Origin of the sequence: Gallibacterium melopsittaci (assembly GCF_042433085.1) — a bacterium.
Taxonomy (GTDB): domain Bacteria; phylum Pseudomonadota; class Gammaproteobacteria; order Enterobacterales; family Pasteurellaceae; genus Gallibacterium; species Gallibacterium melopsittaci.
The window spans coordinates 1-18,131 of the sequence record NZ_JBHLWA010000041.1; the positions used below are offsets into that span (position 1 = coordinate 1).

At 35.1% G+C, this 18,131-nt stretch carries 22 protein-coding genes; 9 read left to right on the forward strand and 13 right to left on the reverse strand.

Features of this window, described 5'->3' with window-relative positions; genetic code table 11:
- Positions 1-81: 81 nt before the first annotated feature.
- Positions 82-486: a winged helix-turn-helix transcriptional regulator gene (locus tag ACFFHT_RS09110; RefSeq protein ID WP_382375503.1), complete on the reverse strand. Its 405-nt coding sequence runs from the start codon at positions 484-486 to the stop codon at positions 82-84.
- 143 nt (positions 487-629) lie between these two features.
- Between ACFFHT_RS09110 and ACFFHT_RS09115 the strand changes: the two genes are divergently transcribed.
- Entirely contained in the window at positions 630-1,292 is a 663-nt protein-coding gene (locus ACFFHT_RS09115; RefSeq protein ID WP_382375505.1) for an NAD(P)H-dependent oxidoreductase, read from the forward strand.
- Positions 1,293-1,384: 92 nt separating this feature from the next.
- Here the strand turns inward: ACFFHT_RS09115 and ACFFHT_RS09120 are convergent, their stop codons facing one another.
- The 6 genes from ACFFHT_RS09120 to ung all read right to left on the reverse strand — a co-directional run bounded on the left by ACFFHT_RS09120 (position 1,385) and on the right by ung (position 6,885).
- Positions 1,385-2,719, reverse strand: coding sequence for an NAD(P)/FAD-dependent oxidoreductase (locus tag ACFFHT_RS09120; protein WP_382375507.1), 1,335 nt, complete (start codon positions 2,717-2,719; stop codon positions 1,385-1,387).
- A 155-nt stretch (positions 2,720-2,874) separates the two neighbouring features.
- Entirely contained in the window at positions 2,875-3,840 is a 966-nt protein-coding gene (gene pfkA, locus ACFFHT_RS09125; protein WP_382375509.1) for a 6-phosphofructokinase, read from the reverse strand.
- 121 nt (positions 3,841-3,961) lie between these two features.
- Positions 3,962-4,867: a cation diffusion facilitator family transporter gene (locus ACFFHT_RS09130; protein ID WP_382375511.1), complete on the reverse strand. Its 906-nt coding sequence runs from the start codon at positions 4,865-4,867 to the stop codon at positions 3,962-3,964.
- On the reverse strand, positions 4,857-5,429 hold the full coding sequence (locus ACFFHT_RS09135; protein WP_382375513.1) for an HI_0983 family protein: 573 nt from the start codon (positions 5,427-5,429) through the stop codon (positions 4,857-4,859). Before ACFFHT_RS09135 ends, ACFFHT_RS09130 begins: the two co-directional genes overlap by 11 nt.
- A complete protein-coding gene (yaaA, locus tag ACFFHT_RS09140) occupies positions 5,422-6,201 on the reverse strand; it encodes a peroxide stress protein YaaA (RefSeq protein WP_382375515.1) in 780 nt (259 codons plus the stop codon). The genes ACFFHT_RS09135 and yaaA overlap by 8 nt, the downstream gene beginning before the upstream one ends.
- 15 nt (positions 6,202-6,216) lie before the next feature.
- Positions 6,217-6,885: a uracil-DNA glycosylase gene (ung, locus tag ACFFHT_RS09145; protein WP_382375517.1), complete on the reverse strand. Its 669-nt coding sequence runs from the start codon at positions 6,883-6,885 to the stop codon at positions 6,217-6,219.
- 295 nt (positions 6,886-7,180) lie between these two features.
- On the opposite strand from ung, the gene grcA reads away from it, so the two are divergent.
- The 3 genes from grcA (at position 7,181) to ACFFHT_RS09160 (ending at position 10,123) form a co-directional block, all read left to right on the forward strand.
- Positions 7,181-7,564 (forward strand): autonomous glycyl radical cofactor GrcA, encoded by a 384-nt coding sequence (gene grcA, locus ACFFHT_RS09150; protein WP_065234831.1) that lies wholly within the window; start codon positions 7,181-7,183, stop codon positions 7,562-7,564.
- 326 nt (positions 7,565-7,890) lie between these two features.
- Positions 7,891-8,685, forward strand: coding sequence for a hypothetical protein (locus tag ACFFHT_RS09155; protein WP_382375520.1), 795 nt, complete (start codon positions 7,891-7,893; stop codon positions 8,683-8,685).
- Between the two features lie 70 nt (positions 8,686-8,755).
- Positions 8,756-10,123 (forward strand): surface lipoprotein assembly modifier, encoded by a 1,368-nt coding sequence (locus ACFFHT_RS09160; protein ID WP_382375522.1) that lies wholly within the window; start codon positions 8,756-8,758, stop codon positions 10,121-10,123.
- Positions 10,124-10,181: 58 nt separating this feature from the next.
- Here ACFFHT_RS09160 and ACFFHT_RS09165 read toward each other — a convergent pair whose 3' ends face one another.
- From ACFFHT_RS09165 to arsC, 5 genes are all read right to left on the reverse strand, one after another.
- On the reverse strand, positions 10,182-10,496 hold the full coding sequence (locus ACFFHT_RS09165; RefSeq protein ID WP_382375524.1) for a heavy-metal-associated domain-containing protein: 315 nt from the start codon (positions 10,494-10,496) through the stop codon (positions 10,182-10,184).
- Positions 10,497-10,507: 11 nt separating this feature from the next.
- A complete protein-coding gene (locus ACFFHT_RS09170) occupies positions 10,508-10,861 on the reverse strand; it encodes a mercuric transporter MerT family protein (RefSeq protein ID WP_382375526.1) in 354 nt (117 codons plus the stop codon).
- Positions 10,833-11,942, reverse strand: coding sequence for a transglutaminase-like domain-containing protein (locus tag ACFFHT_RS09175; protein ID WP_382375528.1), 1,110 nt, complete (start codon positions 11,940-11,942; stop codon positions 10,833-10,835). Before ACFFHT_RS09175 ends, ACFFHT_RS09170 begins: the two co-directional genes overlap by 29 nt.
- 141 nt (positions 11,943-12,083) lie before the next feature.
- On the reverse strand, positions 12,084-12,266 hold the full coding sequence (locus ACFFHT_RS09180) for an alternative ribosome-rescue factor A (RefSeq protein ID WP_382375530.1): 183 nt from the start codon (positions 12,264-12,266) through the stop codon (positions 12,084-12,086).
- A 75-nt stretch (positions 12,267-12,341) separates the two neighbouring features.
- Positions 12,342-12,704 carry an arsenate reductase (glutaredoxin) gene (gene arsC / locus ACFFHT_RS09185; RefSeq protein WP_382375532.1) on the reverse strand — a complete coding sequence of 121 codons (363 nt, stop codon included), beginning with the start codon at positions 12,702-12,704 and terminating at the stop codon, positions 12,342-12,344.
- A gap of 276 nt (positions 12,705-12,980) precedes the next feature.
- On the opposite strand from arsC, the gene rplM reads away from it, so the two are divergent.
- Together rplM and rpsI are read left to right on the forward strand one after the other, a co-directional pair.
- Entirely contained in the window at positions 12,981-13,409 is a 429-nt protein-coding gene (gene rplM, locus ACFFHT_RS09190; protein WP_382375534.1) for a 50S ribosomal protein L13, read from the forward strand.
- Positions 13,410-13,425: 16 nt separating this feature from the next.
- Entirely contained in the window at positions 13,426-13,815 is a 390-nt protein-coding gene (gene rpsI / locus ACFFHT_RS09195; RefSeq protein ID WP_382375536.1) for a 30S ribosomal protein S9, read from the forward strand.
- Between the two features lie 70 nt (positions 13,816-13,885).
- Here rpsI and ACFFHT_RS09200 read toward each other — a convergent pair whose 3' ends face one another.
- Entirely contained in the window at positions 13,886-14,227 is a 342-nt protein-coding gene (locus ACFFHT_RS09200) for a DUF496 family protein (RefSeq protein ID WP_382375538.1), read from the reverse strand.
- Positions 14,228-14,432: 205 nt separating this feature from the next.
- Here ACFFHT_RS09200 and serC point away from each other — a divergent pair, with 205 nt between their 5' ends.
- The 3 genes from serC to aroA are packed head-to-tail and all read left to right on the forward strand — an operon-like array spanning position 14,433 to position 17,980.
- Positions 14,433-15,527, forward strand: a complete 1,095-nt coding sequence (gene serC, locus ACFFHT_RS09205) for a 3-phosphoserine/phosphohydroxythreonine transaminase (RefSeq protein WP_382375540.1) — start codon at positions 14,433-14,435, stop codon at positions 15,525-15,527.
- Positions 15,528-15,549: 22 nt separating this feature from the next.
- Complete coding sequence (gene hisC / locus ACFFHT_RS09210; protein ID WP_382375542.1) at positions 15,550-16,647, forward strand: histidinol-phosphate transaminase; 1,098 nt, start codon at positions 15,550-15,552, stop codon at positions 16,645-16,647.
- A gap of 28 nt (positions 16,648-16,675) precedes the next feature.
- Entirely contained in the window at positions 16,676-17,980 is a 1,305-nt protein-coding gene (aroA, locus tag ACFFHT_RS09215; RefSeq protein WP_382375544.1) for a 3-phosphoshikimate 1-carboxyvinyltransferase, read from the forward strand.
- Positions 17,981-18,131 lie beyond the last annotated feature (151 nt).

The following is an 18,131-nucleotide window of genomic DNA, read 5'->3' on the forward strand; positions in this document are numbered from 1 at the left end:
CAAAAAAGTGGTTTAAAGCCTTGTACTATATGCTTTTAAACCACTTTTTACCAACTTTTTTGTCCTATATGCCTTTTAATGTCATTTTTCTGACAATGACTGACCTTTTATTGTTTGTTTATACGCTATACCCCATTCAAATAAAGCCTGAATAATAGGTTCCATTGAAGCCCCTAATGGTGTTAACGTATATTCAACCCGAGGAGGAACTTCTGCATAGACAGTACGTTGTACTAAACCATCACTTTCTAAACTTCTTAGCTGTAATGTCAATGTGCGTTGAGTAATATTTTTGCATAATTTTTGCAACTCATTAAAACGTTTAGTCCCACCCAATAAACGATATAAAATAACCCCTTTCCATTTTCCACCAATAATATCTAAAGCAATCTCTATCGGACAAGGCTGATCTAAACAATTTGGATTCATAGTATGAGTACTAATTGCTGTTAATTCAGGATTTTTCTCTTCTATATTTTTTGTCATAAGCTATTGATTACCTCAATAATATAAAAATGATACTTAAGTAAATTATAGTATATTATATATCAGATCTGTGCGTACTTTCTATTATTGCCGTGTAATGATATAGTGCCTGCCTATTTTTTTAGATAAAAGGTAAAAACAATATGAATAATCTAGAAGTACTTAAACCATTTCAATTCCGTTACGCTTGTAAAAAATTTAATCCTAACAAAATCATTAGTGAACAAGATTTCAAAACTATTCTGGAAGTAGCTCGTCTTTCTCCAAGTTCTTTTGGTTTTGAACCTTGGAAATTTCTTGTTATTGAAAAACAGGCGATTAAAGACAAACTTGCACCTGTTGCATGGGGTGCAAAAAGAAGTTTAGCTGGAGCAAGTCATTTCGTTATTATTCTAGCGCGTAAACAAGATGATGTTCGTTATGGTTCTGCTTATTTAGAACACATCATGACTGATATTCAACATAAACCGCGTGAAATTATTGAAAGAATGGGCAGTTTATTCAAACAATGGCAAACTCAAGATTTTGCTATTGCTGATAGTGCAACTAGCCTATTTGATTGGGCAAGTAAACAAACTTATATTGCAATGGCTAATATGATGACAGCAGCTGCAATGATGGGGATTGATTCTTGTCCTATCGAAGGGTTTAATCGTGAAGCGGTTGAAAAGATTTTAATCGAAGAAGGTGCGTTAGATCCGCAACACTTTGGGGTATCTGTGATGGTTGGTTTTGGTTATCGTGATGAAGAACAACCTGCTAAAACTCGTCAAGCACTCCAAGATATTGTTCAATGGGTTAAATAAGATCTTATAAGCAAGTTAATTAAAGAGGTAAGCGTTAATACAACCTTACCTCTTTGGTTCGCAAAAACTTTTACAAAAATGAATAGTTAAAACTAATGTAACTTCATTAATGGACGAATAAAACGGTTTAAGCGTCCCACTAACATAAATAAAGCCGTTTTAAAACAACCATGTAAAGCAACTTGGTGCATACGATATAAAGAAACATAGATAAAATGTGCAATATGTCCTTCAATTGTCATCGAGCCTCGTACCAAATTTCCCATTAAGTTTCCAACTGTACTAAATCTTGATAAAGACACTAATGAACCATGATCATAATAAGTAAAAGCCTTTAATGGTTTATGTTCTAACAAGGCAAGGATATTTTTTCCGCACATACTCGCCATCTGGTGTGCTGCTTGGGCTCGTGGCGGTACAGGTTTACCATCTTTTTGTAATAATGCAGCACAATCACCAATGGCAAAAATGTTTTCATCTAATGTTGTTTGTAACGTATCTTTCACTTGTAATTGATTAATGCGATTAATCTCTAAACCATCAAACTGTTTCGTTACATCAGAGGCTCGAATTCCTGCTGCCCAAACCATTAAATCTGCTTTAATCTCTTCTCCATCATGTGTAATTAAACTATTAGGCGTTGCCTCAATAATACGTGTATTGATACGCACATCAACACCTAACGCATTTAATTCTTTATGTGCAGAATTGATAATGCGATCTGAAAGTGCAGGTAAAATTTTATTTCCAGCCTCAATCAACGTTACTTTTAAACAACTATTATCAATCTTACCAAAACCATAGCCAGATAAATATTGTGCGGCATTATATAATTCCGCTGATAATTCAACGCCAGTTGCTCCAGCCCCAACTATCGCAATATTAATTTTATTTGGTTCAACAAGCTGAATTTTATCGGACATCACCACTTCATCTGCAGATAAATTATCCTCCGAAAACTTCAAAAAGAGCTGCATCATACGTTTTTGGAAATATAACGCTTGATCAGGGCTATCAAGAAAAATACAGTGATCGCTTACTCCTTTGGTATTAAAGTCATTCGACTTACTGCCAATACTTAAAACCAAAATATCATAATTAATTTTACGTTCTGCCACTAATAGCTTGCCACGCTCATCCGTAATAGGTGCTAATGTAATATTTTTTTCTGTACGAGAAAGCCCTGTAATATGACCTTGTTGAAATAGGAAGCCATGATTTCTTGCATGTGCACGGTAACTAACTGCTTCAACACCATCATCGAGAGATCCTGTTGCGACTTCATGTAGCAATGGTTTCCATAAATGAGTTTGGTTACGATCAACCAAAATCACTTCTGCTTTTTTCTTACGACCTAATTTATGACCGAGAAATGTTGCAAGTTCTAAACCACCTGCACCACCACCAACAATCACGATTTTTTTCATAAATTTTTCTCCATTGGGATAATTGTAAAATTTTGGTGAAATTATATCTCATTTTATTTAATAGAGAAAAATTATTATCAAATGAATTATTAGATAAAAAAGCACATACAAGTCATAACCTGTATGTGCTAATTTTAAAATTCTCTACGATAAATTTAGTAAAGTTTTCTTGAAGTATTGAACCAATCTTCTTTGAAAGTACGCTTCATATTTTGAATCGCATCAATAATATCGTGGTGTACTAATTGTTCATTTTGAATACCTACGCAGCACCCTTTTTCTCCTTGGAGTAAAAGTTCTACTGCATAAACGCCCATTCTAGATGCAAGAATACGGTCAAAGGCACAAGGTGCACCACCACGTTGAATATGACCTAATACAGTTGCACGCGTTTCGTGTTTTACACGCTCTTCAATTTCTTTCGCTAATTCATTGACATCACACATATGTTCTGTGATTGCAATAATCGCATGGCGTTTACCTTTTTCAATACCATATTCTACTTTACGAATTAATGCTTCACGCTCAAATGGACGTTCTGGCACAACAATAAATTCACAACCACCTGCAATCGCTGCTGCTAACGTTAAATCACCACAATAACGTCCCATAATTTCCACAATAGAAATACGTTGATGCGAACTTGAGGTATCACGTAAACGGTCAATCGCATCTACTGCTGTTTCTAATGCTGTATGATAACCAATAGTATAATCCGTTCCAGCCACATCATTATCAATTGTGCCTGGTAAACCAATACATGGGAAATCATGCTCTTCAGTCAATAATTTTGCTCCCATATATGAACCATCTCCACCGATAACAACTAACGCATCAATACCGTGGAAACGTAAATTTTCAACACATTTCGCACGTACCGCAGGATCTTTAAATTCTGGGAAACGTGCTGAACCTAAGAACGTACCACCACGGTTGATAATATCAGACACATGATAACGCTCTAATTTTTTAATTTTATTAAAGTAAAGTCCTTGGTAGCCATCATAAATTCCATAAACTTCCAAGCCTTCATATAATGTTGCGCGCACAACACCACGAATCGCTGCGTTCATACCTGGCGCATCGCCACCACTCGTTAATACGGCAATTTTCTTAATCATTTTTCGTCCTCACTAGGAAATATTTTAAAGCTAAAAATAAATCAAAAACGCGCTAAGATTACACTATTCACTACTTATGCTCTAGTGAAATTTACGATTACTTTCGTAATTTTTGATCTAATCAGGAGTTAGGCTGTTGTTGTAACATTTCTTGTTTTACTACCGAAGTAGGTTCTTGATGAATCATAATATCTGAATGAGGGAAGGCTTTTAATAATGCTTGCTCCAACTCTTCAGTAATGTCATGTGCTACCACTAATGGTAAATGATCTTCTAATTCCAAATGTAATTGAATAAAACGAACTGCTCCTGCACGACGTGTTTTTATATCATGAATACCCAACACATGTTTATTTTGTTTTGCAATTAGCTTAATTAACTCAATCTCTTCATCTGGCAAGGCAACATCCAATAACATTTGGATCGCTTCTGCGACCATTTTCAACGCATTAATCAAAATATAAACAGCAATAATCAATGCACAAATCGCATCCGCCATGACAAAGCCATAATAACTCAACACTAATGCTAACAAGATACCAAGATTCATAAATAAATCTGTCTGATAGTGTAGGCTATCCGCTTTAATTGCTGGGCTGTCAGTTAACTTAATTGTATATTTTTGGAATGCGACTAAAATTCCCGTCATCACAACAGAAATGACGGTTACCGCAATCCCCCAAATATTATGATCCGTTAATTCAGGTGAATTCAGACGTTGTATCCCTTGTAAAAACAAGAAAACAACTGAACCACAAATAAACATTCCTTGAGCTAATGATGCCAAAGATTCCGCCTTACCATGCCCAAACGAATGATTATCATCTGCTGGCATTAATGCAAAACGGAGAATTAGCATACTGGTAAAAGAAGCTAATAAATCCAATAATGAATCAGTAATCGCTGCTAAAATACTGACAGATCCTGTTTTCCACCACGCAATCGACTTTATTAAGACCAAAAATAGTGCAGTAAAAATGGCAAAACAAGCAGCACGCTTAACATAGATTGAATAACTATTTTTCATTACAGCTCCACGCTAATGGATATTGCATCATCGTTTGAACTAATGGCTGTGCTTTTTGTTGTTCCAGTTTTTTCAATACTGCCATTGTGCTACTTTTTACTGGGGCGAATTGTTCACTATATTGCAACTGTACAAACCCACAAGAGGCTACATTCTCCCCTTTTGCTACATCAACTTGATAATCCGTAAACTGTTCTGCTGGTGGATACACTACATAGCTATATAACTTACCGTTGTTCACTTGATTATTAAACACTTTGATATCCGAACGTGCATACATTTGTTCACGCAGTGTCATCCGTTGTTGATAGGTTGGATCGGTTTTCGCAAAATCTTGTTGTAAATCTTGAAAAATCTCTAAATGTGAATTTTTATTACTATTCGCATCCATTAATTGATAGGTATATTTCACTACACTACCTAAATCATCCGTTTTACTTAACTGGTACTGTTGTTGTGCAAAACTTAATTTTGTGGGTACTTGAATTTTATGCTGACTCACCTGATGGCTAACACAACCAGCTAACAACAATACGCCTAATAAAGGTAATTGTTTAATCATCTTTTAACTCCCGTTTAAACACCAATTCTGTTGAAGTTGAAGCATTTTTATCAAACCAATATCCTGCTAAATCAAACTCTTTTAATTGTTCAGGATTGGTAAGTTGGTTCTGTATGATATAACGGCAAATTAAGCCTCGTGCCTTTTTCGCATAGAAGCTAATAATTTTATACTTGCCATTTTTATAGTCCATAAAAATAGGTTTAATAATTGTTGCATTTAAACGCTCAGGATTAACTGCATTAAAATATTCATCCGATGCAGCATTGATCAAAATATTATCCCCTTGTTGATCCAATGCTTGTTGTAATTGTTCAGTAATAATATTGCCCCAAAAATGATAAAGATCTTTACCTTTAGAATTGGCTAATTTGGTTCCCATTTCTAAACGATAGGGCTGCATTAAATCTAATGGTCGTAATACACCATACAATCCTGATAACATCCGTAAATGTGTTTGTGCAAAGTTAATTTCTGCTTCAGATAAGCTCTCAGCATCTAATCCCGTATAAACATCACCTTTAAACGCATATATCGCAGCCTTACTATTGATGACATTATGCTCCAACTGCCATTCTGCAAAACGTGCCGCATTTAAGCCTGCTAACTTATCACTGATTTTCATTAATGAAGCTATGTCAACTGGTGATAACTGACGGCAAATCTCAATTAATTCTTGGCTATACTTAGTTAAATTTGGTTGAGTAACTGTAGTAATGGGAGATGGACAATTAAAATCCAGCGTTTTCGCTGGTGAAATAACGGCTAACATAAATCTATTTCTCTCTTATAAATTTGCTAACTTCCAATCAATTGGGGTTTTCCCTTGTTGAATCAGATATCGATTGGCTCGTGAAAAATGGTGACAACCTAAAAAACCACGATGTGCAGACAATGGGGAAGGATGTGGCGCAGTCAATACACAATGCTTTTGCCGATCAATAAAAGCCCCCTTTTTCTGTGCATGACTTCCCCATAACAAAAAGACTAATCCAGTCGTATGTTGATTTAAAGTGGCAATCACATGATCAGTAAAGGTTTCCCAACCAAAATTAACATGTGAATGTGCTTTTCCTTGTTCCACTGTTAACACTGTATTTAATAACAATACACCCTGTGTTGCCCAATCTACTAAATAGCCATGATTAGGAATTTGAAAACCAGCAATATCTTGACTTAATTCTTTATAAATATTAACTAATGAAGGTGGTGGTGGGACATTTGGTCGTACTGAAAAAGCCAAACCATGTGCTTGATTTGGTCCATGATACGGATCTTGTCCTAAAATCACTACTTTCACCTGATCAAATTCCGTATAACGAAAAGCATTGAACACATCACTTTTAGGCGGATAAATAATTTTCCCTAAATCACGTTGTTGTTGGACTTGTTGCAAGATATGTTGAAAGTAAGGCAAAGATTTTTCCGCCCCGATCATCTCTTTCCATGTTCTCATGGTCGTATCCTTGTTATTTTCTAAAACCGTTCAATTATAAAAAAACATTTTCTGAAATCACAAATAAAAATTACGCACTCATTTGTTACAACTTCATTAGCTAAACGTAAACAAAAAATATACTTAGGAAATTTTTTCCCTCTTATTTATTGATTGAAATCAAATTAACTCATAGAAGTTAAATTTTTTATTCTTGAGTTAGGCAAAATATTGCAATTTATTTTGAAAGTATAAAATATTTTGATAAAATTTAGGCAGTTTTTAAGTTAATAATTAGATGCTTTCGGAGGCTATCATGATTAAAGGTATTCAAATTACACAAGCAGCAAATGACAATTTAATTAACTCATTCTGGTTACTAGACAACGAAAAAGGTGAAGCACGTTGTTTATGTGCAAAAGGTGATTATGCTGAAGACCAAATCGTTGCAATCAACGAATTAGGTAAAATTGAATATCGTGAATTACCAGTTGATGTTGCGCCAACTGTGAAAGTAGAAGGTGGTCAACACTTAAATGTTAACGTATTACGTCGTGAAACTTTAGAAGACGCTGTAAAACACCCAGAAAAATATCCACAATTAACTATCCGTGTTTCTGGTTATGCAGTTCGTTTTAACTCTTTAACTCCAGAACAACAACGCGATGTAATCACTCGTACTTTCACTGAAAGTTTATAATTTTCAGTTCTTCCTTTGTATTAAAAACGGCGATCACAATAATCGCCGTTTTTTTCTATTCTTTACCCCTTAAAATCACACTCAGCTGTAAAAAATTACTGTAGTTATTCTCTTAATTCAAAAGATCACAAATTAATCACGACATCTTGTAATTCATCAATAAAAATTTTCACTTTTTTAACGCTAACCGCTTGTTTTTTTTTAAACTAAGGAAGTTTTTAATTAGCAAAACACTTTGTTAATAAAAACATTCTCTTTATTACGTTTTTTCATTGCAAAACTACCTATTTTGCTCAATTTAATCACAATTTTTATGGGGATCTATTATGCAAAAATTTCCTTTTAAACCAATCACATTGGCAATCTTTATTTCATTATCTGTTGCTGCTTGTGGTAGTTCTGGTGGCGGTAATGGTGTGAAATCTACTGCTACAACAAATAATTCTTCAACTCAGAATTCGTCAAAGAGTACTGATACAGCATTTTATGCAACCGGTGATGTTAGATTTATGAAAGATGGTGCTGGAGAACTTGTTGATGCAAGACATAAAATTGTTAAAGCAACCAAAAGTGATCAAAGCGTTTATAAAAAAGTCTATGAGGCTTTAACCAAACAAACTGGAGAGAATGCTTATCATCAATCCTATACCGCTTATGGTTTACACAATATGGGAACAACACGTTCACCAGATTACCGTGTTGTTTTCGCTGCAAAAGATATACCTAGTACTCTACCAGATAACTTAGATGCAAGTTATAAAGGGAAAGCAATTTTCACTGCCCCAGAACAAACAAATAAATTCTTAAATGGTACGATGAATATGACTATTAAGAATAAACAAATTACTGGAGCATTTGATTTTGCTCAAAATGGAAAGATTACTATTAATAAAGCAGAAATTGAAACATCTGATATCACCAAAATGTCATCTGGTAGCAATTTTAATATTTTCGGTCATGTAGCCGGTAACCTTAAAGGCTATGCCCTATCATATGGTAGTTTTTATGGTTTTGTTGCAGGAAAACAACATGAAGAAGTTGTTGGTGCTATCGTCGGTGATTTAGAAAAAGGTTCAAAAATTATTGAAGCACAAGGTGTATTCGCTGGTAGCAAACAATAATATCGTCAATCAATACACTTCATCTAGAAGTGTATTGATTATTTTGTAACTTTAACTCTTTATCATCATAATGAAAAATAGATTTATTTTTTCTCTAACTGCTCTTTTATCAATATCTGTACAAACAAATTCTTTTGCATCAACAGAAAAGATACAAAATACCAACACTGATTTTTGGTTCAATCAGTTTAAAAATAATAAAATACTCACTGAAAAGGGGTTAAACCTTGCTGTTCAAGAAAGAAATTCTGATCTAATTAATAAATTTTTACCCTTATATCTTATTTTTCCTGAAACGGATAAATCCTTAATATTATTTGCTGAGAGTATTTTAGCTCAGAATAATCTAGACTATAATAGGGCAATCAATCTCCTACGCCAAATTCTAGCTATCAATCCAAAATTAAATCCTGTGCGGATTGAATTAGCGAAAGTTCTCTTTTTAAATCAACAAAATAACGAGGCGCAAGCACAATTTGAGCTTGTTAAATCAGATAATTTACCACCCGCTATTGAACAGCTCATCGATCTCTATCTTGAAGCGATTCAACAACGGAATCGTTGGTATAGCCGCTTTAATGCCTATTACACTCAAACCAATAACATCAATAATGTTTCTTCTGATATGAATATTGAAGATACGGGGTTTCAGAAAAATTCAAGTATGTTGCCACAATCAGCACATGGTCTTGCGTTTAGTGGTAGCGTTGGCAAAGATTTTAACTTAATACAAGCTCACTACCTTGCCTTAGAAAACAGCCTTAATGGTAAATATTATTGGGATCAACACGATTATACCGATATTCAAAACCGCCTAAGTCTGGGTTATAAACATAAGAATGCGATTCAGCAATTCTCTGTACTGCCTTTTTACCAATGGCGTTGGGTAGGAAATCATCGCTATCAACAAAGTAATGGATTAACATTGGAATGGTCTCGTTGGTTAAGTAATCATTTTCAACTTTCCAATACCTTTGAATATGCAAAAAATTATTATCTACAAAATAGAGATTTAGATGGTCATAGCCAATTATTTTCTACCACTTTATTATGGTTACCTAAAAGTACCCAATTTTTCTATATCGGTATTGACGCTTTACGTGAAAATACTCAAGTGAAGCAATATTCCTATCATACTCAAAGTTTGCGTCTTGGCTGGAAACAAGAATGGAGTTTTGGCATTTCTAGCCAGATAAATTTTTCTATTGCAAAACGTAAATATCAAGATCAAGCCATTTTAGGTGGAATTTTACCTCTTAATAAAATTAGGCAAGACAACATCTACCAAAGCAGTTTAACCCTATGGAAACGCGATTGGCAGTGGTGGAATATTACTCCGAAACTACAGTTTAATTGGAAACAACAAATGAGTAACCTTCCTTCGCTCTATTCTTATACTGATAAAAATATCAATTTATTGCTTGAAAAATCGTTTTAATTTATCCCCTCTTCAAAAAAATGAAGAGGGAGAGGAATATTAAAATTATATCAATAAGTTACCCAATCACCTTAGCAGTATAATGTAACTTTTCAATCGCTTGGATCATTTGTTGATCTGTTACATTAGAGTTGGCAATCACTTTCACAGTATGTTCATTCATATTTGCCTTGGTTTTAATCACACCATCCAACGCTCGCAACTCTTTATTGACTAAATACACACATAATTGACAGGTCATCTCTTTGATATAAAAAGAAACTTCACGTTGTTCAGCTTGCTTATTTACTGTTTGTATCTGTGCTTCTGTGGCAGAAACACTTTGAACCGTAAACAATGCAAACAAGGTCGCAAGAATAATTTTCTTTAACATATCAACACCTCTTATTCTAAAATCCAAGGTAATACAGTGGGATAAGTGAGAAAAAATAAAATCACGATAAATACTAACCAATACAAAGCGATCAGCCATTTTCGTGATAAATATTTGGTACAGATAATTTTTTTAGAAAAGATGAGTAGCCAAAACCCATATGCAAATGCCCCTAATGAAATTAGTAACATTGGAATCCGCAAATAATCAAAGCGATTAAGTTCAATTAACCAAGTCGAAGAGATACCAAAAACTAAATAGATTAATGGTGCAATGCAGCATAATGTTGAGGTTACTGCAGCCACCACTGCAGTAACACAACTCACTATAAATTGATTATTTGATTTCTTTAGAAATGAACTCATAACCAAATTCTTTCGGATTAAATGAATTTAATGGATCACCACCAATTTCCGCATATGGATAACCAAAATTATTAATTGGTTTTAAGGCTGGTGCAGGGTAAAGATCGAAATCACGCGCATGATTAAAGCCCACCCAATTTGCTTCCCAGTTACCGAAAAGATATTTTGCTACCGCTTGTGTCGCAGGATCCTCAACTGATTTCTTCTCAGTTAAACGCATTTTTGCCACATCAGCAGAATCCACTGGCACCCAACCAAAGCCAGCTAAATAAAATTCTGCTCGACAATGTTGTCCACCATCTTCGTTAGCAACACCATCTTTCGCACTACCAAAGGCTTTCTTTGAATATTTTTCCATTTTTGGTGCTGCACCTAAACGAATACCAAAAATTTCACGCGCAGGAATACCTGAAGCACGTGCCAACGCCACAAATACGGAATTTATATCAGTACATTTTCCTTTCAATACACCTGTTGTGAGAATTTTTTCTACATCACCATCACCACAACCCAATACAGAATTATCACGTTCCATATTTTTTACAATCCATTGATGAATCAGTTCTGCTTTTTTCAATGGATCTTTTTCATTGCCTACGATTTTATCGGCATATTCTTTAACAATCCCATCAATTTTGATATGGCTTGTCGCTTTTAAATAAGGTTGTACATCGACAGAATATTCAATTTTTTCTGGTGCTTTATAGTTTTTCAATACACCTGTTACCATTGGTTCACGATCTTGCGTTTGAATAATCATTTTGACTTTCAAGATACGTTTATCCGCTTTTTCACCCCAATTCGCATAAAGTGTTTTTGCACCATATTGATTATTTTCAGTGATATATGCAGTACGATAATTACCTTCAAACTCAACTGATTTTAATGTTTGATAATCGCTATTAAAAGGCAATGGTACCCATAAATTAGTTTCGCCTTCTGAACCTTTTGGTACAACAAGATCATAAGAATTGGTAAATTCGTAAGTGTGAGTAGTTGTATTTGGATTAACTTGAGTAATAGGTGCGGCATAAGCCATACTAGAAATGAGCATTGATGATGCTAACAACAGTTTTTTCATATTGTGTAACCTTAAAATAAACATAACTTGCTATATTTTTTGTCATTCCTCAAGAAAGGAACGCAATAAGGATACTCGGATTTATAAAAAAAGAAAGTGGTATTACCTACTATTCAAATAAAAAGTGCAAGGATAAAAGCTCTAAAATAAAACGTTTATACTTGCACTTTGATAATCCCATTTAACATGTTTTGTTTTACGTTGATAACTGCCTTTACCTTTCCGTTTACGCTCAATGCGTTGTCGAAATAATCGATCACTTACTAATGCTTTAATAGCACTCTCCTGAATTTCACCTCGTTGGTGTTCATAAACTTGTTTCATACTTTTTTCCTTAAATAACAAAAAACCGCCGATTTTTTCGGCGGCGGCTATTATGACAAATTTCAATTCATCTCGCTATAAAATTTCTAATACGCTTTCTGGTGGGCGACCAATTCGAGCTTGATTACCATTAATCACAATCGGACGTTCTAATAGTGCCGAATGATCCACAATCGCTTGTAATAAAGCTTCTTTTTGTTCAGGATCTGCTGGATTTAATTGATCCAACCCTAATAACTTATATAAGTCATCTTTGGTACGCATCATTAAACGTGGATCATCAATGCCAAGTTTTCCCATTAAAGATTTTAATTCTGGTAGCGAAAATTCACGCTGTAAATAAAGCACAACTTCTGGTTGAATATTTTGTTCTTCTAGTAGTTGTAAAGTTGCACGACTTTTAGAACAACGTGGATTATGCAAAATTTTAATTGTCATTTTTTTCTCCTTAATTGGTGATTAAGCGTCCTTACTCTATCACGTCAAATAAAAATACAAAAACAAATCGCAAAAAATAAAATCAGACCTAGTTTTTACTTTGTTTTTAAATTTTATTTCTGTATAATCTTGCGACCCTGTTAATTACATTGGTTTTTCCCACCATGTAATTTTTTTATGCTTAAAATACACTCGAAGGGGTGATTATTGCGAGCGAAAAGGTGTGTTCAAATCGTTGAACACAGGGTGTTAAATTATTATTTTGGTAATGAATTAATGAAAACTTTTGTAGCAAAACCAGAAACAGTAAAACGCGACTGGTATGTAGTTGATGCGACTGGCAAAACTTTAGGTCGTTTAGCTGCAGAAATCGCAAGCCGCTTGCGTGGTAAACACAAAGCTGAATATACTCCACACGTTGACACAGGTGATTACATCATCGTTATCAATGCAGATAAAGTTGCTGTAACAGGCCGTAAAAAAACTGACAAGATTTATTACTGGCACACTGGCTACGTTGGTGGTATCAAACAAGCGACTTTTGCTGAAATGATTGCTCGCCGTCCAGAACGTGTGATTGAAATCGCAGTTAAAGGTATGTTACCTAAAGGTCCTTTAGGTCGTGAAATGTACCGTAAATTAAAAGTGTATGCAGGCAGCGAACACAACCATGCTGCACAGCAACCACAAGTTTTAGATATTTAATCACGAGGTTTAGACTATGGCAGATCAAAACTACGGCACAGGCCGCCGCAAAAGCTCTTCAGCTCGTGTATTTATTAAACCGGGCACAGGTAAAATTACTATCAATCAACGTGATATTGATGTTTATTTCGGTCGTGAAACTTCACGTATGATTGTTCGTCAACCTTTAGAATTAGTTGATATGGTAGAAAAATTTGACTTATATATCACTGTTAAAGGTGGCGGTATTTCTGGTCAAGCAGGTGCAATTCGTCACGGTATCACTCGTGCGTTAATTGAGTATGATGAAACTTTACGTCCAGTATTACGTGCAGCTGGTTTCGTTACCCGTGATGCTCGTCGTGTTGAACGTAAAAAAGTGGGTCTTCGCAAATCACGTCGTCGTCCACAATACTCAAAACGTTAATACGGATTTGTATACTCAATATCAAAAAAAGGGTCGATTTTTCGACCCTTTTTTTTCTTCAACTAATAAACTATTTATCTTTTTTTAACATTTCAGCATGCAATTTTGTTTGTTCTTTCATTGCCTTACTGATTTCTTTACGCTGTTTTGATGCTTCAGCATTACGAATCATATAATCATCAACACGCGCTTCATAATCTTCGCGCATATTAGCAATAATCGCTCGAATATCCGCAACAGACATATCATCTGTAATATATTGATTTAAGTTATCTAACAATAATACTCTTTTTTGATTGTCACGAATTTTGCGATCATTATCTGCAATATCACGCAAAAGTTTATTCTTTTGACGATACATACGCACATACTCCAACACATCTTCAAAACATTTTTTGCTTACATTTTCCATAATAAATACTCTCTATGTAATAAACGAAATTCTGCCGCTTACTGTAACGGTTTTTTCGGGTATCGTCAAAAAGATATCACCCTTTTTCATCAAGATATAACGCCATTTGAGAATAATTTAGAAACTATGTAGAAAGCCGTTGATAATTCATTTCGCTAGTGTTAAAACTAGATAAATTTTGACGAATAAAATAAAGAAGGTAGATATGACAGAAGTTTTTAATTTCAGTGCTGGCCCAGCTATGATGCCAAAAGAAGTCTTACAACGAGTCCAAGCAGAATTACTCGATTGGGAGTCTTTAGGCACTTCAGTAATGGAAGTGAGTCATCGTGGTGCTAACTTTATGGCATTAGCCAAACGTTCTATCGAAGATTTACGCAAACTCTTCAATATTCCAGATAATTATCAAGTTCTCTTTGCACAAGGTGGTGCGAGAGGCCAATTTGCTGCAATTCCAATGAACTTACTTTCTGAAAATGGTAAAGCACTCTATTTGACAAGTGGGCATTGGTCAGGTGCTGCTGCAAAAGAGGCAAAGTTATTTGGGAATATAGATGAAATCAATATTTTAACTGAGCAAGATGGCAAAACAGGGGTAAAAGATCTCAATTTCAGTGACATTGCTGATCAATATGACTATGTGCATTATTGTCCAAATGAAACCATTAGTGGTATCGAAATTTTTGATATTCCAAATGTTGGCAATACCACATTAATTGCGGATATGTCTTCTAACATCCTTTCTCGTCCAATTGATATTAGTAAATTTGGTATGATTTATGCTGGTGCACAAAAAAATATGGGGCCCTCTGGTATTACATTAATCATTATTCGTGATGATTTAATTGGTAAAGCTCGCCGTAGTACACCATCTGTTTGGAATTATCAAATTTTGCGTGATCATGATTCAATGTTTAATACACCACCAACTTTTGCTTGGTATCTCTGTTCACTTGTCTTTGAACACCTTTTAGCTAATGGTGGTATTGAAAATGTTGAACTGAAAAATCGTGCCAAAGCAGAATTGCTCTATAACTATATCGATCAAAGTTCGTTCTATCGCAATAATGTTATGGAAGCCAATCGCTCATTAATGAATGTCACCTTTACCACTGGTAGTGATGAATTAAATGCTAAATTTGTTAGTCAAGCGAATGCAGCAGGTTTACGAGCATTAAAAGGGCATAAAGTGCTAGGCGGAATGCGTGCTTCAATTTATAACGCTATGCCAATTGCAGGTGTTGAAGCCTTAATTGAATTTATGGAAAAATTTGCCCAAGAAAATCAACAAGACAAATAATTTAATCTTTACAGGAATTACTATGAAATTTTTAGATGTCGCCAATCCTGGTGTAAAACAACTTTCACCTTATCAAGCAGGTAAACCTACCGAAGAATTAGAACGAGAATTAGGTATTCATAATATTGTTAAATTAGCTTCTAATGAAAATCCTTTTGGATTATCTGAAAGCGCAAAACAAGCAATTTTAGCTGAGCTTAATCAACTTACGCGTTATCCTGATTCGAATGGATTCTATTTCAAACAAACTGTTGCGCAAAAATTTAATCTAGATCCTGCTCAAATTACTTTGGGTAATGGCTCAAATGATTTATTAGAATTAATTGCCCATACTTTTGTCAGTGAAGGCGATGAAGTCATTTTTTCACAATATGCCTTTATCGTTTACCCATTAGTTACCCAAGCAATTAATGCAAAAGCGGTTGTTATTCCTGCTAAAAATTGGGGTCACGATTTAGATGCATTTCTTGCCAGCATTACAGATAAAACCAAATTAATCTATATTGCTAACCCTAATAACCCAACAGGAACTTTCCTAACTGCAGATGAAATCGAACAATTCTTAGCCAAAGTACCAGCCAATATTATCGTTGTATTAGATGAGGCTTATACTGAATTTACTAATGAACAAGAACGTGTTCCATCGTTTGCATTGCAACAAAAATATTCAAATTTAGTCGTATGCCGTACTTTATCTAAAGCATATGGCTTAGCAGGTTTACGCGTTGGTTATGCGGTTTCTGATCCTGAAATTGCAGATTTATTTAATCGTGTACGTCAACCTTTTAACTGTAATAGTCTTGCTCTTGCTGCTGCAACGGCTGTCATCAATGATGAGGCATTCTTACAAAAAGTCGCAGAAAATAACCGCCAAGGTATGCAACAACTGATCAACTTCTTTGAACAACAAGGATTAGATTACATTCCCTCAAAAGGCAATTTTATTACCGTTGATTTAAAACAACCAGCCCAACCTATCTACAATGCTCTCTTACGTAAAGGCGTTATTGTACGCCCTATCGCAGGTTATGGTATGCCGAATCATTTACGGATTAGTATTGGATTACCTGAAGAGAATCAAGCCTTTATCAACGCTTTGACTGAAGTTTTAGCCAATTAATCGCTGACCAGAGGATATTTACTGTTTTATGAATTCTATTACCCTTAATCCGATTACCCGTATCGAGGGAGAAATTACTTTACCTGGTTCAAAAAGTTTATCGAATCGCGCTTTATTACTTGCTGCACTAGCAAAAGGCACGACAACAATTACCAATCTTTTAGATAGTGATGATGTCCGCCATATGCTAAATGCCTTACGGGCATTAGGGGTGCATTATCAATTATCTGAGGATAAAACAACCTGTGAAATAGCGGGTAATGGTGGCGCATTTCATTGGCAAAGTGGTCTTAGTTTATTTTTGGGCAATGCAGGGACAGCAATGCGCCCATTAACTGCAGCACTTTGTTTAGCCTCTCCCACAGGTGAGAAAAGTGAAATCGTTCTCACTGGTGAGCCTCGTATGAAAGAACGCCCAATCAAAGATTTGGTTGACGCATTGCAACAAATGGGAGCAGAAATTGATTATTTAGAACAAGAGGGCTATCCCCCATTAGCGATTCGTAACACTGGATTAAAAGGTGGAAAAGTTGAAATTAGTGGCGCAATTTCATCACAATTCCTAACAGCATTATTAATGGCTGCACCTCTTGCACCACAAGATAGTGAAATCCATATTGTGGGCGACTTAGTTTCTAAACCTTACATTGATATTACGCTTAAAATGATGAAAATTTTTGGTGTTAATGTATCGCACCAAAACTACCAAGTTTTCTATGTGGCTGGTGGTCAACATTATATTTCACCTACCCATTTTATGGTGGAAGGAGATGCTTCATCTGCCTCTTATTTCTTAGCCGCCGCTGCGATTAAAGGTAAGGTCAAAGTTAGAGGTATCGGTAAACAAAGTATCCAAGGCGATAAGTTATTTGTTGATGTCCTCGAAAAAATGGGAGCAAACGTTCACTGGGCAGATGATTATGTTGAAGTGGAACACGGCGAACTGCATGGCATTGATATGGATATGAATCATATCCCTGACGCTGCGATGACGATTGCTACGACGGCATTATTTGCACAAGGTGAAACAGTCATTCGTAATATCTATAATTGGCGTGTTAAAGAAACCGATCGACTGACTGCGATGGCAACTGAACTACGGAAAGTCGGTGCAGAAGTAGAAGAAGGTGAAGATTTTCTACGAGTACAGCCATTAGCCTTAACACAGTTTAAACACGCAGATATTGCAACTTATAATGATCACCGTATGGCAATGTGTTTTGCTTTAATTGCTTTATCCGATACACCAGTGACTATCCTAGAACCTGAATGTACCGCAAAAACATTCCCAACCTTCTTTGATGAATTCACTAAAATTGCAGTAAATTCTTAATTTTTAAAGAAAACACGCTATTAAAAATAGGCATAGTAGACAAAATTGTTGCTGATGTGTCAAAAACTATGCCAAGTGGACAAAATTGTTGCTGATGTGTCAAAAACTATGCCAAGTGGACAAAATTGTGGCTAATATTTATTTTCTTTAA